The sequence below is a fragment of the Pseudotabrizicola sp. 4114 genome (assembly GCF_031457365.1).
In the GTDB taxonomy this organism is placed as follows: Bacteria; Pseudomonadota; Alphaproteobacteria; order Rhodobacterales; family Rhodobacteraceae; genus Pseudotabrizicola.
Window position 1 is genome coordinate 260,235 of sequence record NZ_JAVDWP010000002.1, and the last position, 21,087, is coordinate 281,321.

Annotated in this window: 22 protein-coding genes; 13 read left to right on the plus strand and 9 right to left on the minus strand. The window is 64.0% G+C overall.

The window, feature by feature from the left end; all coding sequences use genetic code 11:
• Positions 1-159: 159 nt before the first annotated feature.
• The 8 genes from J2X53_RS05785 (at position 160) to pcaD (ending at position 7,844) form a co-directional block, all read left to right on the plus strand.
• Positions 160-1,131, plus strand: a complete 972-nt coding sequence (locus J2X53_RS05785) for an ABC transporter substrate-binding protein (RefSeq protein WP_349036527.1) — start codon at positions 160-162, stop codon at positions 1,129-1,131.
• Positions 1,128-2,831, plus strand: a complete 1,704-nt coding sequence (locus J2X53_RS05790; RefSeq protein WP_349036528.1) for an iron ABC transporter permease — start codon at positions 1,128-1,130, stop codon at positions 2,829-2,831. The genes J2X53_RS05785 and J2X53_RS05790 overlap by 4 nt, the downstream gene beginning before the upstream one ends.
• Positions 2,819-3,892 (plus strand): ABC transporter ATP-binding protein, encoded by a 1,074-nt coding sequence (locus J2X53_RS05795; protein ID WP_349036529.1) that lies wholly within the window; start codon positions 2,819-2,821, stop codon positions 3,890-3,892. The genes J2X53_RS05790 and J2X53_RS05795 overlap by 13 nt, the downstream gene beginning before the upstream one ends.
• Complete coding sequence (locus J2X53_RS05800; protein ID WP_349036530.1) at positions 3,885-5,000, plus strand: MBL fold metallo-hydrolase; 1,116 nt, start codon at positions 3,885-3,887, stop codon at positions 4,998-5,000. The genes J2X53_RS05795 and J2X53_RS05800 overlap by 8 nt, the downstream gene beginning before the upstream one ends.
• Positions 4,997-5,566 carry a histidine phosphatase family protein gene (locus J2X53_RS05805; protein WP_349036531.1) on the plus strand — a complete coding sequence of 190 codons (570 nt, stop codon included), beginning with the start codon at positions 4,997-4,999 and terminating at the stop codon, positions 5,564-5,566. The genes J2X53_RS05800 and J2X53_RS05805 overlap by 4 nt, the downstream gene beginning before the upstream one ends.
• Positions 5,563-6,009: an HAD family acid phosphatase gene (locus J2X53_RS05810; protein ID WP_349036532.1), complete on the plus strand. Its 447-nt coding sequence runs from the start codon at positions 5,563-5,565 to the stop codon at positions 6,007-6,009. Before J2X53_RS05805 ends, J2X53_RS05810 begins: the two co-directional genes overlap by 4 nt.
• Positions 6,010-6,154: 145 nt before the next feature.
• The gene (locus J2X53_RS05815) at positions 6,155-7,057 is read left to right on the plus strand and encodes a LysR family transcriptional regulator (RefSeq protein ID WP_349036533.1); all 903 of its coding nucleotides are present in this window, start codon (positions 6,155-6,157) and stop codon (positions 7,055-7,057) included.
• A 1-nt stretch (position 7,058) separates the two neighbouring features.
• Entirely contained in the window at positions 7,059-7,844 is a 786-nt protein-coding gene (gene pcaD, locus J2X53_RS05820) for a 3-oxoadipate enol-lactonase (RefSeq protein ID WP_349036534.1), read from the plus strand.
• A gap of 24 nt (positions 7,845-7,868) precedes the next feature.
• Here the strand turns inward: pcaD and J2X53_RS05825 are convergent, their stop codons facing one another.
• The 4 genes from J2X53_RS05825 to J2X53_RS05840 are packed head-to-tail and all read right to left on the minus strand — an operon-like array spanning position 7,869 to position 10,509.
• Complete coding sequence (locus J2X53_RS05825) at positions 7,869-8,585, minus strand: SDR family oxidoreductase (protein WP_349036535.1); 717 nt, start codon at positions 8,583-8,585, stop codon at positions 7,869-7,871.
• A complete protein-coding gene (gene catC, locus J2X53_RS05830) occupies positions 8,582-8,872 on the minus strand; it encodes a muconolactone Delta-isomerase (RefSeq protein WP_349036536.1) in 291 nt (96 codons plus the stop codon). Before catC ends, J2X53_RS05825 begins: the two co-directional genes overlap by 4 nt.
• Before the next feature lies 1 nt (position 8,873).
• Positions 8,874-9,170: a YciI family protein gene (locus J2X53_RS05835; protein WP_349036537.1), complete on the minus strand. Its 297-nt coding sequence runs from the start codon at positions 9,168-9,170 to the stop codon at positions 8,874-8,876.
• A gap of 13 nt (positions 9,171-9,183) precedes the next feature.
• Positions 9,184-10,509, minus strand: a complete 1,326-nt coding sequence (locus tag J2X53_RS05840; protein WP_349036538.1) for a TIGR00366 family protein — start codon at positions 10,507-10,509, stop codon at positions 9,184-9,186.
• A 95-nt stretch (positions 10,510-10,604) separates the two neighbouring features.
• Between J2X53_RS05840 and J2X53_RS05845 the strand changes: the two genes are divergently transcribed.
• Both J2X53_RS05845 and J2X53_RS05850 read left to right on the plus strand, forming a co-directional pair.
• A complete protein-coding gene (locus J2X53_RS05845) occupies positions 10,605-11,519 on the plus strand; it encodes a 3-hydroxyacyl-CoA dehydrogenase NAD-binding domain-containing protein (RefSeq protein WP_349036539.1) in 915 nt (304 codons plus the stop codon).
• Between the two features lies 1 nt (position 11,520).
• A complete protein-coding gene (locus J2X53_RS05850; RefSeq protein WP_349036540.1) occupies positions 11,521-12,534 on the plus strand; it encodes a cyclase family protein in 1,014 nt (337 codons plus the stop codon).
• Positions 12,535-12,557: 23 nt separating this feature from the next.
• On the opposite strand, the gene J2X53_RS05855 is transcribed toward J2X53_RS05850, so the two are convergent.
• From J2X53_RS05855 to J2X53_RS05875, 5 genes are all read right to left on the minus strand, one after another.
• On the minus strand, positions 12,558-13,481 hold the full coding sequence (locus J2X53_RS05855; RefSeq protein WP_349036541.1) for an SMP-30/gluconolactonase/LRE family protein: 924 nt from the start codon (positions 13,479-13,481) through the stop codon (positions 12,558-12,560).
• Between the two features lie 12 nt (positions 13,482-13,493).
• Positions 13,494-14,435: an ABC transporter permease gene (locus tag J2X53_RS05860; RefSeq protein WP_349036542.1), complete on the minus strand. Its 942-nt coding sequence runs from the start codon at positions 14,433-14,435 to the stop codon at positions 13,494-13,496.
• Entirely contained in the window at positions 14,432-15,373 is a 942-nt protein-coding gene (locus tag J2X53_RS05865; protein WP_349036543.1) for an ABC transporter permease, read from the minus strand. Before J2X53_RS05865 ends, J2X53_RS05860 begins: the two co-directional genes overlap by 4 nt.
• Entirely contained in the window at positions 15,370-16,809 is a 1,440-nt protein-coding gene (locus tag J2X53_RS05870; RefSeq protein ID WP_349036544.1) for a sugar ABC transporter ATP-binding protein, read from the minus strand. The genes J2X53_RS05865 and J2X53_RS05870 overlap by 4 nt, the downstream gene beginning before the upstream one ends.
• 84 nt (positions 16,810-16,893) lie before the next feature.
• The gene (locus J2X53_RS05875) at positions 16,894-17,904 is read right to left on the minus strand and encodes an ABC transporter substrate-binding protein (RefSeq protein ID WP_349036545.1); all 1,011 of its coding nucleotides are present in this window, start codon (positions 17,902-17,904) and stop codon (positions 16,894-16,896) included.
• Between the two features lie 281 nt (positions 17,905-18,185).
• On the opposite strand from J2X53_RS05875, the gene J2X53_RS05880 reads away from it, so the two are divergent.
• The 3 genes from J2X53_RS05880 to J2X53_RS05890 all read left to right on the plus strand — a co-directional run bounded on the left by J2X53_RS05880 (position 18,186) and on the right by J2X53_RS05890 (position 21,046).
• A complete protein-coding gene (locus tag J2X53_RS05880) occupies positions 18,186-19,421 on the plus strand; it encodes an ATP-binding protein (RefSeq protein ID WP_349036546.1) in 1,236 nt (411 codons plus the stop codon).
• Positions 19,418-20,155, plus strand: a complete 738-nt coding sequence (locus J2X53_RS05885; protein ID WP_349036547.1) for a response regulator transcription factor — start codon at positions 19,418-19,420, stop codon at positions 20,153-20,155. The genes J2X53_RS05880 and J2X53_RS05885 overlap by 4 nt, the downstream gene beginning before the upstream one ends.
• A gap of 297 nt (positions 20,156-20,452) precedes the next feature.
• Positions 20,453-21,046: a L,D-transpeptidase gene (locus tag J2X53_RS05890; protein WP_349036548.1), complete on the plus strand. Its 594-nt coding sequence runs from the start codon at positions 20,453-20,455 to the stop codon at positions 21,044-21,046.
• The last annotated feature ends 41 nt before the right edge of the window (positions 21,047-21,087 follow it).

The window sequence follows — 21,087 nt, forward strand, 5'->3', positions numbered from 1 at the left end:
GATTTTGACCAGATTACCCTGCACGACCTCAGTCTCCAAGTCGAAAATTTCGGTAAATCATGGATTAAATGTCACCTGACCGTCATACTCCGCCTGTATCTGCGGCTCACAGCGAGGCCATTTGGTTTCGTTCGAAAACAGTCAGACCGGAGATTCCTTATGTCCCGCCTTGCCCTTGCTTTGATCCTGCCGTTGGCGCTGCCGCTCGCAGCCCAGGCCGAGACGCTGACACTTTATACCTCGCAGCCGAATGAGGATGCGCAAAAGACCGTCGATGCCTTTCAGGCGGCCCATCCGGACATCACGGTGGAATGGGTCCGCGACGGAACCACGCAGCTGATGACCCGCCTCGCCGCCGAGATGGCGGCTGGTGCGGCGCAGCCTGACGTGCTGCTGATCGCCGACACCGTCACGCTGGAAGGTCTGGCCCAACAGGGCAAGCTGGCCGCCTACGCCTCGCCCGAGGCGGCGGCCTATGATCCGGCGCTGTACAGTGCCGACGGCTTCTACCATTCGACCAAGCTCATCACCACGGGCATCGTCTACAACACCGCCGCGACGAACATTCCGACCTCCTGGGCCGATCTGGAAAAGCCCGAATACAAGGGCCTCGTCGCCTCGCCCTCGCCGCTCTATTCCGGGGCCGCGCTGATCCATCTGGCGGCGCTGACCACCAACCCCGATCTGGGCTGGGCGCATTACGAGGCGCTGGCCGCCAATGACCTGCTGGCCGATGGTGGCAATGGCGGCGTGTTCAAGGCCGTTGCCTCGGGCGAAAAACCCTATGGCATTCTGGTCGACTACATGGCCCTGCGCGCCAAGGCCGATGGCTCGCCGGTCGAATTTGTGTTCCCCGCCGAAGGGGTGACCTATGTGACCGAGCCGGTCGCGATCATGGCCGGGTCGGACAATATGGCTGGCGCGCAAAGCTTCGTCGATTTCGTGCTGTCCGAGGCGGGTCAGCAACTGGTGGCCGACATGGGGTACATCCCGGCCCGCAACGGTGTCGCCAGCTCCGAAGGCTTTCCGGCACGCGACAGCCTGAAGCTGATGGACTTTGATGCCGCCAAGGCGCTGGCGGATACCGAGACCAACAAGGCCCGCTTTGCCGAGATGTTCGGCGTTCAATGACCACGATCGCCCGGAATACTCACATCAGCCGGTCCGGGGACCGGCTGATGCCGTGGCTGCTGCTGCCGGTGGTGCTGATTGCGTTGGGTCCGGTGCTGCGGCTGCTGGCCGAGGCGTTTGGCTTTGGCTCCGGCCTGACACTGGACCATGCCGCAGCCGTGCTGACCCGGCCCAGCACACTGACCGCGCTGCAGCATTCTCTGATCACGGCCGGGGCGGGGACGTTGATCTCTATTGTCATCGGCGCCAGCTTTGCCTTTGTCGTGGCGCTGACGGATATCCGCGCCAAGTCGGCGCTGGTGTTCTGCCTGATGATCCCGATGATGATCCCGCCACAGATCACGGCACTGGCCTGGATGCAGGTCACCGGGCCGTCGTCGGTGTTGCTGAAAACGCTGGGGCTTGCCCCACCGCTGGGCAGTCCACAGCCCCTGCATTCCGCCTGGGGCATCGCGGTGCTGCTGGGCATCCAGCATGCGGCCATCGTCTTTCTGACCCTGCGGGCCGGGCTGCGCATGATCCCCGGCGATCTGGTCGAGGCGGCGCGGATTTCGGGCGCACGCGGCGCTCGGGTCTGGGCGCAGATCGTGCTGCCGCTGAGCCTGCCAAGCCTTGCCGCCGGGGCCGCGATGACCTTTGTGACCGCGCTTGGCAATTTCGGGATTCCGGCGATGCTCGGCATTCCCGCGCGCTATTCCACCCTGCCCACGCTGATCTATCAGCGTCTGGCGGGGATGGGGCAAGCGGTGCTGCCCGAGGTGGCGGTGCTGGCGCTGCTGATCGGCACGGTGGCTGTTCTTGGCGTATTGGCCGGGCGGCTGATGCTGAGACGCCGGGCTTATGGGTTGGTTGGTCTGTCGTCACAACCGCTGTCGCTGTCATTGGGCGGGGCCCGCCCGGTGGTTGAGGCGCTGCTGTGGGCCTTCATCGCGCTGGTGCTGGTGCTGCCCTTGCTGGCGCTGCTCGCCACCTCGCTGATTCCGGCATACGGCGTGCCGCTGACGCTGGAGACCGCCACGCTGAAAGCCTGGGCCGAGGTGTTGCTGAATCAACCCGTCACCCGCCGGGCCTATGCCAATTCGCTGCTGCTGGCAGGGTCGGCGGCGTTGATCCTGATGGCGGTGGCCATTCCGCTGGCGTGGATCATGTCACGGCGTCCGTCGCGGCTGACCCGCACCGTCGATGTGCTGGTCGATCTGCCCTATGCGCTGCCGGGGGTGGTGCTGGCCATCGCCTGCATTCTGGCCTTTGTGCGGCTGCCCTTTGGCATCACGCTTTACGGCACATTGACCATCATCCTGCTGGCCTATCTGTCGCGCTTTCTGGTCGTCATGCTGCGCCCGGTGCAGGCGGCCATCGGCCAGCTCGACCCCGCGATGGAAGAGGCCGCCGCCAGTGCGGGCGCGCATCTGGGCCGCCGTTTGCGCACCATCGTCCTGCCGCTGGCCGCCCCTGCGGCAGGGGCGGGTGCGATCCTCGTGTTCCTGACAGCGGTCAACGAGCTGACCGTATCGGCGCTGCTCTGGGCGGGGGGGACCGAAACCCTGGGCGTGGTCATCTTCAATCTGGAAGACAGCGGCGACACGGTGATGGCCTCGGCACTCGCCGCCTCCATCGTGGGTCTTGTCATCCTTCTCATGGGGATCGTGCAGCTTGCTGCCGCCCGTCTGCCAAAAGGAGCCGTGCCATGGCAGGGTTGAGCTTTTCCAACGTGTCGAAACTGTTTGCGGGCACGCCCGCGCTGGATGACATCAGCGCCGACATCGCCAAAGGCGAATTTGTGGCGCTGCTGGGGCCCTCGGGCTGTGGCAAGACCACGCTGCTGCGGCTGACCGCAGGGTTCGAGGTGCCGGATCGTGGCAGCATCACCCTGAACGGGCAGCAGCTGGCCGGCCCCGGCCAGTTCGTCCCGCCCGAGGCGCGCAATATCGGTATCGTGTTCCAGTCCTATGCCCTGTGGCCGCATATGACGGTGGCCGGCAATGTGGCCTATCCGCTGGAGGTGCGCCGCCTGCCCGCGCCCGAGCGCAAGCGTCGTGTGGCCGAGGCGCTGGCGGTGACAGGGCTCACCGCCTTTGCCGATCGTGCGCCTGCGCAGCTATCGGGCGGGCAACGGCAACGGGTGGCGCTGGCGCGCTGTCTGGTGGCCGATCCGCGCGCCGTGCTGCTGGATGAGCCGCTGGCCAATCTGGATCTGTCGCTGCGGGCCGCGATGCAAGAGGCGTTCAGCGCCTTTCACCGCCGCACCGGGGCGACGATGCTGTATGTGACCCATGACCAGACCGAAGCACTGGCACTGGCGGACCGCGTGGCGGTGATGCAAGGCGGACGCATCCGGCAGTTCGCCACCCCTGAGGCATTGTATGATCGTCCGCAGGATTGCTTTGTCGCCGGTTTCGTCGGCGATGGGGCGGTGGTCGCGGTGACGGCGGCGGGCAGCCCGCAGGGCGGCAGGCTGATGGTCGAGGCCTTGGGCCAGCGTATCATGGCGCAGACGGCCACGGCACAGCCCACGCATGTCTGCATCCGCCCGGAACAATTGCGCATAGACCCCGACGGTAGTCTTGCCGCCCGAGTCAGCGCCTGCACCTATCAGGGCGGCCGTTTCCGGCTGGTGCTGGAAACCGAGGGCGAGACACTGATCGCCCATGCCCCGCACCGCGCCCGTCCGGGCGACGCGCTGCGCCTGTCTTTGGGCAGCCCTTGGGCCTTTCGCGATCCGGCCACAACGGCCCTTTTGCCGGAGCTGCACCATGCGTGATCACATGACCCAGCAAAACGTGGTGCAGGATCGCGGCACCCACCCGTGGATCGAAGTGCTGTCCGGGCTGGGCGAAAAGGGACCGGCCTGCATCCGGCTCTGGACCGGGCAGCGGCTGTGGATTCTGGATGTTGGCTTTGGGCCCGAAGCGAATTCGCCGTTCCAGCCCCGCTGGCTGGACGGAGCGGATGCGGTTTTCGTGACCCACGACCATGTTGACCACATCGGTGGCGCGGCCCATGCGGTGCGCGCGGGCCTGCCGATCCATGCCACGGCACAGACTGCAAGGGCGCTGCCGCCCGGCGTTGATCTGCGGTTGCTGCCGGACTGCGGCCTGACCCTGATCGACGGCATCGCCGTGACCACCGGGCGCAACGGCCATGCGCTTGGTGGGGTCTGGCTGCATGTCGCGCTTGGGCAGGGCGGGCTGTTCTATTCCGGCGACTGGTCCGAGGAATCCGACTGGTTCGCCTTTGACACGCCGCCCCCTGCAGAAACCGCGTTGATCGATGCCTCTTACAACCGCGACGCCACTGGGCAAGGGGCGCGCAAGCGGGTGCTGGATGCGGTTCTGGCCCGGCTGGAGCCCGAGGCGCAGGCGTTGTTTCCGGTCCCCCCCTCGGGGCGGGCGGGGGAACTGGCCCTGCATCTGCTCGATCATGGCCCCGTCACACTGGACGATGCCTGCCGCACAGCGCTGCGCGAGGCTCTGGCCAGCGGCACCCTTGGCCCCGCCGCACAGCGGCTGGCCCCGGTGATCGCAGCACCCTTTGATCCGGCAGCGCGATTCCTGATCTGCGACACGCCCAACGCCGATGGTGGCATGGCCTGGCGTATTGTTCAGGACTGGCGCGACAGCGGCGCTCTGGGTCAGCGCGGTATTGTGGTGTTCACCGGCCACATGACCGCGCATGCCCGCGCCATCGCGGCGCATGGCGGGCAATTTGCGCGCTGGAACGTGCATCCGCCGCTGGGCGACCAGAAGCGGATGCTGGACCGGCTGGGGGCACGGCGCTTTGCGCCGCTGTTCTGCACCAGCCCCGAGGATTATCTGCTGGAGGATGATCTGACGGCGACCCTGACCCTTGGCGGACGGACGCGGCTATGATCCTGCCGACGCAAGATTTCTGCCTGATCCGCCATGGCGAGACCGAGGCCAATCGCGACGGCCTGATCGCCGGGCGGGCAGAGTCTCGGCTGACTCCGGCAGGTCTGGCTGCCGCCAAGGCGCTGGCGCGTCATCCCTGGCCCGCTGCCATCGCGGTCTTCACCAGCCCGCAGGAGCGGGCACGCACCACTGCGGCGCTGGCCTTTCCCGGCCAACCGGCGCAGGTGGTGCCGGATCTGCGTGAACGTGACTGGGGCCGGTTTGAGCTTTGCCCACTGGCAGAACAACCGCCGCGCACCGCGACCCCCGAGGGTGGCGAAGGCTGGGAGCCGTTGCTGACGCGAATCGCCGGGGCCTTGAGTCTGTGCATGGATCAGGCGCAAGCCGTGCTGCCGGTCATCGTTGCGCATTCCGGAGTGATCCGGGCTGCCCGCGCCCTGACCGGCGGCGATTTCACCGGGCCTTCGGCGCCCAACACCACCCCGCTGCTGTTTCGCGCCCCTTGTGCCGGATCAGGTGGCAGCTGGCAGGAACACCCCCTTTTTGCAGAACGGAGTCTGCCATGACCTGCGTGATCTTTGATGTCGATGGCACCCTCGCCACCTTTGACGCCGACCGTCTGGGTCATCTGGTGCATGGGGTGGAAAAACGCTGGGATGATTTTCACGACGCCATGGCGGATGCCCCGGCGATCCTGCCCATCGTGCGGCTGCTGCTGCATCTGAAGGCGCAGGGTGAGGGCATCGTCATCTGCTCTGGCCGCCCGGCAGGCTGGCAGCTCCGCACCGAAGACTGGCTGCACCGCGCGGGCATCCCGTTTGACGCGATCTACCTGCGCCAACCCGATGAAGATGCACTGCCCGACCCCGATGCCAAGGCGCGTGCGCTGGAGCGTATCCGTGCCGATGGCCACGCGCCCTGGCTGGTGGTGGACGACCGTGCCTCGGTCGTGGCTTTCTGGCGGGCCGCCGGGCTGACCTGCCTGCAATGCGCACCGGGAGATTTCTGAGACCTGTCCTGCCGGATGCGAAAAAGGCTGCAACACCGGTCTCCTGCCAATTGCGGTCAACATCTCATGTTTGTTGAATCATAAGGCGAGATGTCTTATTGATAATTCAAATTATGCAGACGCATTAATTTGCAGGGGATATATATTGCTGACGTTAAAGCACTATGAGTTGCTGTGCACCCTGGCCGAAGACCTGCATTTCGGACGTGCCGCGATGCGTCTGGGCATATCGCAGCCCCAGCTTACGCAGCAGCTGAAACAAATGGAAGATATTGTCGGCGCGCTGCTGTTTGACCGCACCCGGCGCAAGGTGTTAATCTCGCCTGCGGGGCTGCTGCTCCTGCCCGATGCCCGCGCGGTGGTGCGCCATGCCCGGCGGGCCGAAGATGTGGCCCTGCGCGCCGGGCGCGGGCTGCTGGGAGAGCTGTCGCTGGGCTATGTCGGCGCGGTCGCCTTCAACGGGGTGCTGACCCGCATTCTGGCCAACTTCCGCTCACGCGCAGCGCAGATCGACCTGCGGCTTGTGATGATGGACCTGGACCGCCAGTTCCCCGAAGTGGCGGCGGGCAATCTGGATGTCGGTCTGGTGCGGCTGCCCTATCCCGACATTCCACCCGAAATCGTCGCCCGCACCCTGCACCACGAAGCGCTCTGGATCGCCCTGCCCGATGGCCATCCGCTCGCGGGTGAGGCCGAGGTCAGCCTGTCCGATCTGGGTGGCGCGGATTTCATCGCCACCCACCTGCCACCCAACACCGGCTTTTCCGCCGCAGCCCATGCCGCCTGGGCCGAGGCGGGCATCACGCCGAACATCGTGCACCGCGCGCCGCAGTTTGCTGCCATCGTGGCGCTGGTGGGGGCCGGGCTGGGGGTGGCGATCGTGCCGGAATCGATGCGCAACGCGCTGTTGCCGGGGGTGGTCTACCGCCCGCTGCGCGACACCACGAAAACCGCCCCGATTGCCCTGATCTATCGCCGCGACCGGGAAAGCCCGCCGTTGAACCTGTTTCTCGCCAGTATCGAGGCGATTGCGACCGAAGGACTCTGACATGCCGACCATGACTTCCGAAACCTTTACCGCCTGCGATGGCCTGCACTTTGGCTACCGCCCCGCGCAGGGCGCGGCCCCGGTGCTGGTGTTTGGCAACTCGCTCGGCACCGATCTGCGGGTCTGGGACCGGGTCATCGCCCGCCTGCCCGCAGACTGGGGCATCCTGCGCCATGACAAGCGCGGCCATGGCCTCAGCGTCGCGCGCAGCGGCCTGACCATCGAGACGATGGCAGATGATGTCGAGGCGCTGCTGGATCATCTGACCATCAACCGCTTTGTCGGCGTGGGCCTGTCGGTGGGCGGCCTGATCCTGCAGCGGCTGGCCCTGCGCCGGCCGGATGCGATGCCGCATCTGGTGCTGGCCGATACCGCTGCCAAAATCGGCTCGCCCGAGATCTGGAACCCGCGCATCGCGGCGGTGCTGGATCAGGGCATCGCCTCGATTTCCGATGCGATCCTGTCGCGCTGGTTCGCCCCGGGCTATGCGGCGACGCCGGATTTCCAGATGTGGCGCATGATGCTGGAACGGACCCCGGCGCAGGGATATGCCGATGTCTGTGCCGCGATCCGCGATGCGGATTACACGGATGATCTGGCACGGATCACGGCAAAGACGCTGGTGGTTGTCGGCAGCGACGATGCCTCGACCCCGCCCGCGCTGGTGCGCGCCATGGCAGACCGCATCCCCGGCGCTGCCTTTGCCGAAATCGCGGATGCGGGCCACCTGCCGTGTGTCGAGCAGCCCGACGCGTTTGCAACGCTGCTCAAGCAGCACTTGGCCTGACTGCGGCGCGTCCGGCGGCTGCGCTCAGTCGCCGGACAGGCCCACGGTCACCCCGCCACAGACAAACAGCGTCTGCCCGGTCACAAAACCGGCGGCGGGCGCGCAAAAGAACGCCACCGCATTCGCCACATCCTCCGGCTCGCCCATCCGCCGCACCGGCACCTTGTCGATGATCTTGCGGGTCAGCGGCGCATCGGGCGGGTTGTTGCCCCAGAACGCCTGCGTGCCGATCGGCCCGGGGGCGACACAGTTCACCGTGATCCCATAGGGCGCCAGTTCCAGCGCCCAGGTCCGCGCCATCGCCTGCGCAGCACCCTTGGTCGCGCCATACAGCGTGCGCAATTCCTTGCCCAAAGTGACCCGGCTGGTGTTCATCACGATCCGGCCCTGCCCCGCCGCCTTCATCCCCGGCACAAAGGCCTGCGCGCAGATCAAGGAGGTCCGCAGATTGATGTGGAACAGCCGGTCAAAGTCGTCCAGCGCCACATCTTCCAGCGCCGCCGGGGCGACCAGCCCGACATTGTTGACCAGACAGCTCACCGGCTCTGCCGCCGCAATCGCAGCCGCCACCGCGACGGCGGCTTCGGCATCCGACAGATCCACCTGCACAAACTGGTCGGGTTGCCCTTCGGGCCGGGCGATATCCAGCACGATGGTCCGAAAGCCATCTGCCGCCAGCCGCGCGGTGATTGCCGCCCCGATTCCCCGCGCGCCCCCGGTGATGACAGCGGTCTGCGTCACCTGTCATCCTCGTGGATCGACGACGGGTGACGGCACAGCGGCACCACCTCGATCTTCATCCAAGGATAAAGCGGCAATCCGGTCAGCACCTCGTGCAGATGCGCGTTGTCGCGGCAGTCAAAGATCGACAGGTTCTTGTACGACCCGGCAATCCGCCAGATGTGCCGCCAGATCTTTTGCTGCTGCAGATCCTGCGCATAGGCCTTTTCGCGCGCCTTGATCCCGGCCGCTTCGGCCTCGGGCATATCCGTCGGCAGAAGAACGGTCATTTCAACCTGATAGAGCATATTATCCCTCATTCAGCGTGTTGCGCCGGTCCAGATAGGCCTGCCGCCAGCGGGTCACGAACACCCGCTCGAACAGATCGCCCTGATGAAACGGGTCGGCGGCGATAAAGGCCTCGGCCTCGGCCCGGCTTTCTACCGCCAGCAGATACAGCCCGCCGCTCGCCGCCTGCCCGTCATCGGACAGCTTGGCCCCGCAGGCCAGCAGCAGATGGCGGTTCGCCTCCAGATACTCCAGATGCGCGGGCCGAAGCCGGAGGCGTAACGCTCCGGCTTCGGCTTTGTCGAATGTCTCGATCATGTATGGCATCAGATCAGGCCCCCATCTGGCCCCAGATCGCCACGGCTCCGCCAAAGATCACGCCCAGATACAGCAGGATCAACACCATATAGCCCATGATGTCGCGCAGCTTCAGACCCGAGATTGCCAGTGCCGGCAGCAGCCAGAACGGTTGCACCATGTTGGTCCACTGATCGCCGATCTGCACGGCAACGGCCGTAGCCGCAATCGGCGCGTCCAGCTGACGCGCGGCCTCCATCATCACCGGGCCCTGAATCACCCACTGCCCGCCACCCGACGGCACAAAGATATTGATCAGACCGGCCGAGATGAACGACCAGATCGGCAGCGTCTCGGCGGTCGAGATGCTGACAAACCAGCTGGCAAAGGTCACGATCAGGCCAGAGCCGGACAGGATTCCCAGAATACCGGCATAGAACGGATACTGGATGATCACGCCGCCCAGGATTTTCACCCCGTCATTCAGTGCCGCCAGAAAGCGGTTGGGGGTGACAAACAGCAGGATGCCCAGGAACAGAAACACGGTGTTGACAAAGTTCAGCGTGATCGCGCCGCCGTTCCACAGGTACTGAACCGCATACAGCACCCCGAACAAGCCGGTGCCGACCCCGATGATCACGCTGTTGTTCAGCTTTTCGGCAATCGAGTCGCGGCTTGTATCCGGCTCTGTCACCTGCGCCTGCTCGGCGGCGTTCACCTCTTTAATGTCAGCCGGATCTTTCGGCAGCAGCATCGCGTTGAAGAACGGCAGCGTCAGCACCACCAGCGCGCTGGTGATCAGCATGATCGGCGAAAAGATCGTCTCGGACAGCGGCACCAGACCGATGGTGCCTTCCAGAAAGTGTCCGGGCGTGTTGATCAGCAACGGCACCGAACCCGACAGGCCGATGCCATAGATCGCAAAGCCCGAATAGCCCGCCGCAATCACCAGCGGATAATGCAGACCCTTGACCTTGTGCCCCAGTTTCTGCGCGATCAGCGTTCCGATCACCAGACCAAAGCCCCAGTTCATCCAGGTGGCCACACCCGCAATCATGGTGGCGGCAATGATCGCCCCGCGCGGGGTGGTGACCGGCGCAATCAGCTTGTCCATCAGCCAGTTCACCAGCGGCGTCCGGGCCAGGATATAGCCCGCCAGCAGAATGATCGTCATCTGCATGGTAAAGGCGAGCAGGCTCCAGAAATCGGTGCCCCAGTACTGCGTGACTTCCAGGAACCCGGAGCCCTGCCCCAGCATGGCAAAGACAATGGTCAGCGCGGTCAGGATGATCGCCACGACCAGCGGGTCGGGCATGTAGCGGCTCATGATCCGCATGAAGAAATTCGCAAGCGTGTTCATCTGTTCTCCTCCAAAGGCTTCCCCGAGCCTTATGTTCTATCCTTATCAAAACTAATCAGTTATATTGTCAACTTATAAATTGACGGGAGTATGTGATGCAAAGCAGTGTCGCCATTCTGGGGGCGGGTGTGATGGGCCTTGGCCTCGCGCGGCATTTCCTGCGGGCGGGGTTTGAGGTCGCGGTGATCGACCCGTCGGCCAAGAGCCTTGAAAACGCACAGTTTCTTCTGGACGCCGCCGCACCATCAGGCCCCGCGCCGCTGTTTGCAACCGCCCCCGCCGGGCTGCCCGACAGGTGGCGCGACTGCGCGCTGGTGGTCGAAGCGGTGCCGGAACGGCTGGAGATCAAACACGCGGCTCTTGCCGCAGTAGAGACGTTTTTCCGCCCCGACACCCTGATCGCCTCCAACACCTCGGGGCTGACCACGGCCGCGCTGACCGCCCCCATGGCCCACCCGGAACGACTGGCGATCGCCCATTTCTTCAACCCGGCGGATGTGATTCCGGTGGTGGAACTCATCGCCTCGGCCAGCATGCCTGCGTCCCGGCTGAACGACGTGGCCACGCTTCTGCGCCGGTCGGGCAAGCTACCCGCGATCCTGCGCCGCGAAGTGCCCGGCTTTGTCGCCAACCGCATCCAGCACGCGATGATGCGCGAATGCTTTCATTTGCTGCAGGAAGGTGTCGCCGATGCCGCCACCCTCGACGACATTCTGCGCTGGTCTATCGGGGTGCGGATGGCGGTCTTCGGCCCGTTCCTGCAACGCGATCTGAACGGGCTGGACACCCATCTTGCCATCGCGGATTACCTGTATCCCGACCTGTCCGCTGCGACGACCCCGGCCCCGACCCTGCGGGCCAAGGTGGCGGCGGGCGAGCTGGGCCGCAAAACCGGGCTCGGCTTTTACGACTGGGACGCGAGGCGTGAACAACGGGTCCGGACCGCAGAAGCAGCGCTTGTGGGGCTGATCCGCGATCTGACCGCGCAAGAGACGACAGAGGGAGAGTAGAATGCAACGCTGGAAACACTGCCCCGACGGGTCCAACTGGGGCCGCTTTGGCCCTGATGACGAGTTGGGCACCCTCAACCACATCGGCCCCGACCAGCGCCGCGCCGCTGCCGCCGAAATCCGCGAAGGGCTGGCGTTCTGCCTGTCGCTGCCGCTGGACATTCCCGGCACCGTCACGATTCACCCGCGCCGCAAACCACCCCGGCTGCAGCCGACCTTTCTGGAGGACACGCCCTACATCAACTACCCGCTGGAGAACGTCGCGGCGGGGCTGCAGGACGTGCTGAGCGATGATCAGGTGCTGCTGTCGACCCAGTATTCCACCCAATGGGATTCGCTGGCCCATGTCGGCGCGCTGTTCGACGCCGATGGCGATGGCGTGGCCGAGCCGGTCTATTACAACGGCTTCCGCGCCGGCACCGATATCGAAGGCCAGACCGAGGGCAGCCCGCACGGCTCTTTTGCCCGGCACCTGTCGGTGACGGCACTGGCGCACAGCGGTGTGCAGGGGCGCGGCGTGCTGGTCGATCTGCTTCGCGCCTTTGGTCCCGGCCGCCGAATCGTCGGGCTGGCGGATCTGCTGCAGGCCATCGCGGCGCAAAAGGTCGAGGTGCGGCAGGGGGACATCCTGATGCTGCGCACCGGCTATGCCGAAGCGCTGTGGGACATGCAAAGCGCGCCCGACCCCGAACGGCTGGACCAGACCGGCGCGGTATTGGACGGCACCGATGAGGCGCTGAAAACCTGGATCAGCGACAGCAACATCGCGGCGATTGCCGCTGACAATTACGCGGTCGAAAACCCGCATCTGTCGCCGGATGACTGCTGCTTCAGACTGCCGCTGCACCATCATTGCCTGTTCAAACTGGGGATGCCGCTGGCCGAGTTGTGGTATTTCCGTGATCTGGCCGGGGCTTTGGCCGAACGCGGGCGCAACGCGGTGTTTCTGACCGCGCCACCGCTGCGTCTGCCGGGAGCCATCGGCTCACCCGTCACGCCCATTGCAACGATTTGACAGACAGCGCTTGCGCCTGTCCGCTAGGGTCGCTGTGCGCCGGTGGTGGTCAGGTAGACCGCGTAAAGTGACGACGTTGCGGTGATAAACAGCCGGTTCCGGCGCGGGCCGCCAAAGCACAGGTTTGCCACCGTCTCTGGCACCAGAATCTTGCCCAGACGATGCCCGTCGAGGCCAAAGCAATGCACGCCATCGGCAGCGCTGGACCACAGGTTTCCGGCCAGATCGGTGCGGATGCCATCCGGCACGCCCGCGTCGATCAGCGCAAACACCCGGTCGCGTGACAGCCTGCCATCCAGCACATCAAAGGCGCGGATATGGCGCGGCGTGGTGGGGTCGTGGCTGGCCCCAGAGTCGGCGATGTAAAGCGTTGATCCATCCGCCGAAAACGCCAGCCCGTTGGGCTGGCTGAAATCATCCGCGACACGGGTGATTGCGGCCGTCGCCCCATCCACCCGGTAGACGCCGCGAACGGGCTGCTCAGGCACGGCCTGATACCCCTCATAATCGGACAGAATGCCGTAGGTCGGGTCGGTAAACCAGATGCTGCCATCGGGATGAACCACCACATCATTGGGAGAGTTCAGCCGCTTGCCCTGATACGCATCGGCCAGCACGGTAATTGTACCGTCCACTTCGGTGCGGATCACGCGGCGGGTGCCATGTTCGCAGGTGACAAGACGCCCCTGACGGTCGCGGGTCTGCCCGTTGGCAAACTGCGATGGCTGGCGAAAGGTGGTGACGCTGCCGCCAGCCGATACCGCATCGACGGCCCAGCGCAGGATGCGCTGGTTGGGAATATCGCTGAACAACAGGCATTGCAGATCGTCAAACCACACCGGACCTTCGGTCCAGCGGCAACCGGTGTAAAGCTGGTCCAGCCCGGCTGACGCGATGATCAGGTTTGCAAAGGCTGGATCGTCGATCTGGTACAGCGGGGCAGTCATGGGAAATCCTTTTCAGCGGGCGGCGGCAGTGCGGCCACTGGCCAGCAGGATGACGGTGAAGATGATAACGCCGGTCATGATCAGGCGGACACCGGCACCGACGCCATAGGTGTTCAGCATCGACACCACCAGAAACATGAACAGGGACGCGCCCCAGATGCCGGGCACGTTGCTGTCACCGCCCGCCACAGCGGTGCCGCCGATCACCACGACGGCAATCGACATCAGCAGGTATTCGGACCCCATGTTCAGCGCCGCCCCACCCGAGAAACAGGCCAGCAGATAGCCGCAGACGGCGGCGAGAATGGCGCAGAACAGGTAGGTGACAAAGCGGTTGCCATCCACCGCGATGCCCGCCATCCGGGCGGCGGGCAGGCTTTGACCGATGGCCATGATCCAGCGGCCATAAGGGGTGCGGTGCAGAAGCACCCAGGCGATAACCGAGATCAGCAGCGCAACAAGGGCAATGTTGGGAATGCCGAAGCTGGTTGATGTGGTGAAATCGGCCAGCACTTGCGGCGGTTTGATGCGCAGGCCCCGGTTGGTCCAGATCGCGGCGGATTGCACAATAAAGCTCATCGACAGGGTGGCAATGATCGGCGGAATGCGCAGCGCCTTGATCAGCGCATAGTTCAGCGTGCCGACCCCGACCCCGATGACGATCGCGATGATCAGGCCGTGCAGGATCAGGCCGTTCTGACCGTCCATGTATTTCAGGGCCACGGTTCCGGCCAGGGTCATGGTGGCGGGCACCGACAGGTCGATATTTCCGGGGCCAAGGGTGATGACGAACATCTGGCCGATCCCGACCAGCACCGAAAACGCGGCAAAGGTCAGGGCAGCCTGACTGAGGCCCACGGTAGAGGCCCCGCCGGTGACCCCGATAGTGGCAAGCCAGACCGAGACGGCGGCGATGAACGACCAGATCCACGGCTTTGCAAACAGGGTTTTCATCGCACGCCACCTTTGCTTTCCAGCCGGTTCAGCAACAGGCGGACCCCCAGCACAAGGATCAGGATCGCGCCCTGTGCGCCGATCTGCCAGTCGGGCGAGATGCGCAGGAACGACAGGAATGACCCCGCCAGCGTCAGCGTCAGCGCGCCGATCACTGCGCCTATGGGAGAGATACGGCCGCCGGTAAACTCACCGCCGCCCAGAATTACCCCGGCAATCGACAGCAATGTATAGCGCAGCGCGATATTGGCATCGGCGCTGGTGGTCAGCCCGACAAGACAGATGCCAGCCGCCACCGCAAAGCAGGCCGCCAGCGCATAGGCCGAGGCGCGCGCGGCAATGATCGACCATCCGGCGCGCTGCACCGAACGCTGGTTGCCCCCAACCCCCCGGATCAGCACCCCAAGCGACGAGCGCATGATCAACAGATGCGCAAACACCGCAAGCAGCGCGCTGGCAATGATCGCCATCGGTACCAGCGGCGGTTTCGAGATCATCACCGCCCGCGCCCATTCCGGCGCGGTGCCCCCCGGCGCGGGCAGGATCAGCACCGCCAGCCCGCCCCACACAAAGCTCATCCCAAGGGTGACGACGATGGACGGCAGATCGCGCAGGTAGATGATCACGCCAATCGCCGCATAGGCGACAATGGCGCCCGACAGGATCAGCACCCCCAAGATCGGCGTATCATGCAGATAGGTGGCAGCCACGCAGGCAACAAAGCTGACAAAAGTGCCCATCGACAGATCGAGATCGTTCACTGCCATGATCAGCATCTGCGCGATGGTGGCCAAGGCAATCGGCACTGCCAGATTGAACAGCAGGTTCAGGCCATTATAGCTCATCGCGCGGGGTTGCAGGTAAAACACCCCCGCCAGCAGCAGCAGCAATGACGCCACCGGAACGGCGATACGCAGCATGTCAGTGGAAACCCTCATGCTGTCGTCCCTTCGAATGAGGCGGCAAGGATGTTGTGTTCACTGATCGCGTCGCCCGTCAGTTCGGCCACGATGGCGCCTTCGCGGAAGACATAGACCCGGTCACAAAGCTGCATTTCTTCCATCTCGGTCGAGTACCAGACAAAGGTGCGGCCCGCCTCGGCCTCGGCTCGGATGATGCCGTACACCTCTTGCTTGGTGCCGACATCGACGCCGCGCATCGGATCATCCATGAGAACGACAGGCGCGCGGGTGGACAGCGCACGGGCGAACAGCACCTTTTGCTGGTTGCCGCCCGACAGGGACAGGATCGGGTTTTCCATATTGGCGGTGCGGATCTCGATCCGGGTCTTCCATGTGGCCCCCCGCGCAGTTTCCGCCCCGTCCTGCAACAGCCCCCGGCGCGACAGATCGCTCAGCGTTGCAATCGTCATGTTCTTCAGGATGCTCCAGCGGTCAAAAATGCCGTTCTCGCGCCGGTCCCCGGCGACAAAGGTGACAGCGGGGTGACGGCGTGGCCACCATTGCGGGGCGTGATGATCAAACAGCGCCAGCAGCACCCGGGTCTGGCCATGGCCGCCCAGACCCGCAAGCCCCACAACCTCGCCCTTGCAGGCGCGGAATGGCTGGCCTTTGGTCATTGGCAGGTCCAGTACCGGATGGCTTGCACCTGCGCTGCGGCGGGCTGTGGTTTGATGTGTGGCGACACTGCCCATCGCCTTGACCAGACCGGCGTGATCAAAACCACCTGCACCGCGCTCGGCAACGATTTTGCCATCCTTCATCACCACGATGCGGCTGGCGGTTTCAAGAATTTCGTTCAGCATGTGGGAAATCAGGATCACGGCCCCGCCGCCTGCCACAAAGCGGCGGACATGGGCCAGCAGCTGCGTGGCAAGCCCGGCGTCCAGTGATGACGTGGGCTCGTCCAGGATCACCAGACGCGGCGGCTGGCCTGCATCGGAAAACGCCATGGCGATTTCGACCATCTGCCGCTGCGCAATCGAGAGCACCCCGACCTGATCGCCGACATCAATGCCATGGCCGGGGAACACGGCATCAAGGCTGGCCGCAATGATCCTGCGCGCGCGCGCACGCCAGCCAAATCCGCCCAGAGTGCGGTGCATGATGCGTGTGTTCTCGATAATGCTCAGGTTCGGACACAGCGACAGCTCCTGAAACACACAGCGCACGCCGCGACTGCGCGCCACGCCGATGCCATAAGGCGCAAGCCGGGTGCCATCGCTGAAAATCTCGCCCTGCTGCGGGGTCAGGCCACCGTTGATGACCGAGACGATGGTGGATTTGCCTGCGCCATTGTGGCCGACAAGGCCAATACATTCACCGGGCAGGATCGCCAGTGAAACCCCGTCAAGGGCGCGCACTTCGCCAAAGCGCACGGCAGCATCGGTGACTTCGAGAATGGCTGAGGGCATAGGGATCTTTCGATAGCAGGGCAGGCAAGCGGGACGGAACAGACCAGGCTGCCAGCGCGACGGATCGCGCTGGCAGGTCATGCATTACCTGGCGGCGTCGATAACAGCGATGGCGTCGGCCTGACTGTATTCGACATTTGCAACGCCACCCGCCTGCGTGTTGGCAAGGTTGTCTTCCAGATTGTCCTGATCAATGCGCAGGAATGGCACTGTCAGGTCTTTGGGCACCTCCTTGCCGTCAAGGATCTGCTGCGCCACCCAGAACGCCAGTGTCGAGACACCGGGGGCGATGGACACCGACATGGTGGCATAGCCGTTGGCGTCTTTCTGCTCTTTCCACCATTTCAGCTCGTCCTCGCGGTTGCCCATTACGATGACCGGCATCGGGCGATCCGTGGCCGCAATCGCCTGCGCTGCGCCGTAGCCGTCGCCGCCCTGGGTCACGACGCCCGCAATCTCGGGCAGCGACGGCAGGATGCCGGCAACGGCCTTTTGCGCCACGTCCTGCGCCCAGTCGCCATGCACAGACCCCACAATCTTGAATTGCGGGAATTGCGCGACCCCTTCATGGATGCCGGCCGAGATTTCATCATCGACAAACACCCCGGCAAGCCCCCGGATCTCCAGCAGGTTGCCGCCTTCGGGCAGAACGCCCGCAAGGTATTCCACCTGACTGCGGCCCATTTCCTTGAAGTCCACCGCAATGCGCCATGCACAGGGTTCGGTCACGATGCCGTCGAATGACACGACGGTAATGCCCGCATCGCAGGCCTCTTTCACCGCGCCGTTCAGGGCGGTCGGCGAGGCTGCGTTCACCACAATCGCATCATAGCCTTGCAGGATCATGTTCTGTATTTGCGCCGCCTGTTCGGTGGCCTGATTCTCTGCCGTGGTGAAGGCATCGGCTCCGGCAACGGTGCCATCCGCTATTGCCGGGCCGGTGATCGTTTCCCAGCTGGTCAGCATGGCCTGACGCCATGAGTTCCCGGCGTAGTTGTTAGACAGGGCAATGGTTTTGTCAGAAGTTTCTGCCATCGCGGGCAGTGCCACAGCAAGGATCGCGGCCGAGGCCAGCAACATCGTTCTGGTATTCATGTCTCTCTCCCTAAGTGCGCTGCACACGCATGGCAGCTTTTTGTGGCCTCCTCCTCGGGCGACCAAATTCTGCTTGTCTTCCTGTTGAGGTTCCTCCACCCAACGGGCGCAGGATGAGCGAGAAGCCAAGTTCTGTATAGGTTTCATCAAGCAGCACATGTGCGGGATGACGCCGATATTCTGCGGGTTCCCGCAAAGGTCGCGCGGTGAATGCTGTAGGTCCGGGGCGACTTCTCTGCGATAGTGAAACACCAACGGAGTCGCTTAGCGGAGGAACCAAGGTGGTCGAAACCTCTCCGGCGGTTCTGCTGAAACATCTGTTCCGTATCTCACATCTGATGGCCGGTCAGCTTGATTTCCGCTCCGCCATTCAGTCGGTCGCGACCGAGATCGCGCAGATCTTGCCGCATGACCATCTGGATGTCTGCATTCTGCGCCTCAACGGGCAGTTTCACACCGCCTATGAAAGCGGGATCGAGACCGACTGGGGCAAGCAGCCCCACGCGCCAATTGCCAACAGCCCGATCCGGGCTCTGCTTCTGGGCGAGGTTGATCATATCCTGACCAAAGACGCCTGCATCGACCCGCAGTTTCAATTCGCGGGCGGGTTTTACAAGCCGATCCATGATCACAGCCTGCGCGCCCGCATTCATGTGCCAATGATGGTGCATGGCGAAGTGATCGGGGCTTTCAGTGCGTCGATGCAGCGGGCCGGGGCTTATGATGCCGAGGACGTGCGTATCGCGCGCTATATCGCCGATCTGCTGTCGCCCTATTTCTTTGCGCTGCGCGCGGCTGAACAGGCACAACATTCGGCAATCATCGAAGCTGCGGCGCGCGCCCGGGAAGAAGGGTTGCGGCTGGGGGCGCTGAAGCTGACCGAGGCGCTGGAAAGCGAGCGTCAGCGGATCGGTATGGATCTGCACGATCAGACGCTGGCCGATCTGACCCGGCTGGCCCGCCATCTGGAGCGTCTACCCCATGACAGCGCCGCCCCGGCAGAGGCATTTGACCCGGTCATCCGCGGCCTGCACCGCTGTATGCAGGATCTGCGTCAGATCATCGAACAGGCCAAGCCGTCCGTGCTGCAACTGTTCGGCTTTGCCCATGCTGTTGAACACTATCTGGACCGGGCAATCCGCGACTCGGGCCAGCGGATAGACTGGACGCTGAACGACGAGTCCCACGGGGCGTTCGATGCGCTGGAACCGGCGATCAGCGTCGCGCTGTATCGCATCGCGCAAGAGGCGATCAACAACGCGGTCATTCATGCCGAAGCGGGCCGTATCACGGTTCAGCTGACGGCAGCGCCTGCGCAGATTTCACTGGCTGTCAGCGATGATGGCTGTGGTATTGCCAAAAAACGCACCCGGATTGGCAGCGGAATTGACAATATGAAGACACGGGCGCGGCTGATCTCGGCACGATGCACCTTGACCGCAGGGATTGGTGGCGCCGGAACCAGCGCCAGTATTGTGCTGCCGCTGGCGGCGGCAAGACAGGAAGTGGCGGAATGAACGCGACCCGTATGGAAGTGCTGATTGTCGAAGACGACCTGCTGCACCGGATCTATCTGCGCGAACAGGTCAGTGCCGCACTGCCGGAATGCCACACCATCTTTGAGGCCGAAAATGGCGCGCAGGGCGAAACGCTGGCGCGCGCGCATCGCACCGCGCATATCGTGATGGATTTGCAGATGAATGCCCGCAACGGTATCGAAGCCGCGCGCACGATCTGGCTTGAACGTCCAGACACCCGTATTCTGTTCTGGTCGAACTATGCCGACGAAGCCTATGTACGCGGTGTCAGCCGGATCGTGCCAAACGGCGCAGCCTATGGCTATGTTCTGAAATCCACCTCGGAAGAGCGGCTTAAACTGGCGCTGCGCAGCATATTTGTCGAAAGCCAGTGTGTGATCGACAATGAGGTGCGCGGCATGCAGCAGCGCAGTTTTGCTCAGGCTTCGGGCTTCAGCGATTCTGAATACGAGATCCTGATGGATATTGCGCTGGGGATGACCGACCGGGCGATTTCAAAGCGCAGGCATCTGTCGCTCCGGTCGGTGCAGAACCGGTTGCAGCAGATCTACAGCAAGCTGGAAGTTCACCAGCCCCCCGAAACCCTGCGCGAAGAGGGTGCCTTTAACCTGAGGGCCAGAGCGGTCACCGTCGCAATGATGCGCAAACTGCTGAACTATGGTGCGCTGGAAAAGGCCGAAGCAGAGCTGCAATCGTGGCTCAAGGGGACCTAGCGGCGTGGGCACCGGTCAAGGCGCGCGATGTATCCCGCAGGTTTCATCGCAGAAACCAAGCCCCGATCCCGCCGGGGCGTGTTCGCATTATCGGGGTCGTCCCAGCGACAGCATCAGCTGCAGACGGCTTCCCGCCCCTGCCCCCACTGCGGCGTTGGCGGGTCTGGCTGTGGGTTCAGAGATTTTGGGGCCTGATTGCGCCCAAACGGCTACACATGCGCGTGATTATGGTCACAGTGGCTTCCTTCGGATCATATCTGTGGCAACGTAGTGCAACTCTTACCGGGAATGATGTTTATGCCGCTCGACCTGACACGCCGCCTGTTTCTGACCACTTCGGCCGCGCTGCTGGCCAGCCCGGCCATCGCCCAGACCAAACCCAGTCTCGACACCTATCTGGTGCCGCCAGAGCATGAGCCGGTCATCGTGCGCCTGCGCGACACCTTCGAGCCGGGGTCGCTGCTGGTCGATCCGAACACGTTTTCGCTGTATTGGCTGCTGGAACCCCGGGTTGCGCTGCGGTTCATCGTCGGCGTCGGGCGCGGCGATCTGTATGAGGCGGGGCGCTTTACCATCGGCGCCAAGAAAGAGTGGCCGAGCTGGACACCGACCAAAAGCATGATTGAACGTAACCCGGGCGCATACGCGAAATACGCCGATGGCATGCCCGGTGGCCCTGGCAATCCGCTGGGCGCGCGGGCGCTGTATCTGTTTGACGAGGTGCGGGGCGACACGTTCCTGCGCATTCATGGCACGCCAGAACCGTGGACGGTCGGATCGGCGGTATCGAATGGCTGTGTGCGTCTGGTCAATGCCCATATCCAGCAGCTCTATGACATGGTGCCGATCGGCGCCAATGTGGTGCTCTATTCCAAACGCGCCGCCGCCTGATGCAAAGGGCCGGCCCGTTCCGGGGCCGGCCTTTCACAATT

Coding starts and splice junctions, on each gene's coding strand:
- J2X53_RS05785 (WP_349036527.1), top strand. CDS start 160: ATGTCCCGCCTTGCCCTTGCTTTGATCCTGCCGTTGGCGCTGCCGCTC.
- J2X53_RS05790 (WP_349036528.1), top strand. CDS start 1,128: ATGACCACGATCGCCCGGAATACTCACATCAGCCGGTCCGGGGACCGG.
- J2X53_RS05795 (WP_349036529.1), top strand. CDS start 2,819: ATGGCAGGGTTGAGCTTTTCCAACGTGTCGAAACTGTTTGCGGGCACG.
- J2X53_RS05800 (WP_349036530.1), top strand. CDS start 3,885: ATGCGTGATCACATGACCCAGCAAAACGTGGTGCAGGATCGCGGCACC.
- J2X53_RS05805 (WP_349036531.1), top strand. CDS start 4,997: ATGATCCTGCCGACGCAAGATTTCTGCCTGATCCGCCATGGCGAGACC.
- J2X53_RS05810 (WP_349036532.1), top strand. CDS start 5,563: ATGACCTGCGTGATCTTTGATGTCGATGGCACCCTCGCCACCTTTGAC.
- pcaD (WP_349036534.1), top strand. CDS start 7,059: ATGCCGACCATGACTTCCGAAACCTTTACCGCCTGCGATGGCCTGCAC.
- catC (WP_349036536.1), bottom strand. CDS start 8,872: ATGCTCTATCAGGTTGAAATGACCGTTCTTCTGCCGACGGATATGCCC.
- J2X53_RS05835 (WP_349036537.1), bottom strand. CDS start 9,170: ATGATCGAGACATTCGACAAAGCCGAAGCCGGAGCGTTACGCCTCCGG.
- J2X53_RS05840 (WP_349036538.1), bottom strand. CDS start 10,509: ATGAACACGCTTGCGAATTTCTTCATGCGGATCATGAGCCGCTACATG.
- J2X53_RS05845 (WP_349036539.1), top strand. CDS start 10,605: ATGCAAAGCAGTGTCGCCATTCTGGGGGCGGGTGTGATGGGCCTTGGC.
- J2X53_RS05850 (WP_349036540.1), top strand. CDS start 11,521: ATGCAACGCTGGAAACACTGCCCCGACGGGTCCAACTGGGGCCGCTTT.
- J2X53_RS05855 (WP_349036541.1), bottom strand. CDS start 13,481: ATGACTGCCCCGCTGTACCAGATCGACGATCCAGCCTTTGCAAACCTG.
- J2X53_RS05860 (WP_349036542.1), bottom strand. CDS start 14,435: ATGAAAACCCTGTTTGCAAAGCCGTGGATCTGGTCGTTCATCGCCGCC.
- J2X53_RS05865 (WP_349036543.1), bottom strand. CDS start 15,373: ATGAGGGTTTCCACTGACATGCTGCGTATCGCCGTTCCGGTGGCGTCA.
- J2X53_RS05870 (WP_349036544.1), bottom strand. CDS start 16,809: ATGCCCTCAGCCATTCTCGAAGTCACCGATGCTGCCGTGCGCTTTGGC.
- J2X53_RS05875 (WP_349036545.1), bottom strand. CDS start 17,904: ATGAATACCAGAACGATGTTGCTGGCCTCGGCCGCGATCCTTGCTGTG.
- J2X53_RS05885 (WP_349036547.1), top strand. CDS start 19,418: ATGAACGCGACCCGTATGGAAGTGCTGATTGTCGAAGACGACCTGCTG.
- J2X53_RS05890 (WP_349036548.1), top strand. CDS start 20,453: ATGCCGCTCGACCTGACACGCCGCCTGTTTCTGACCACTTCGGCCGCG.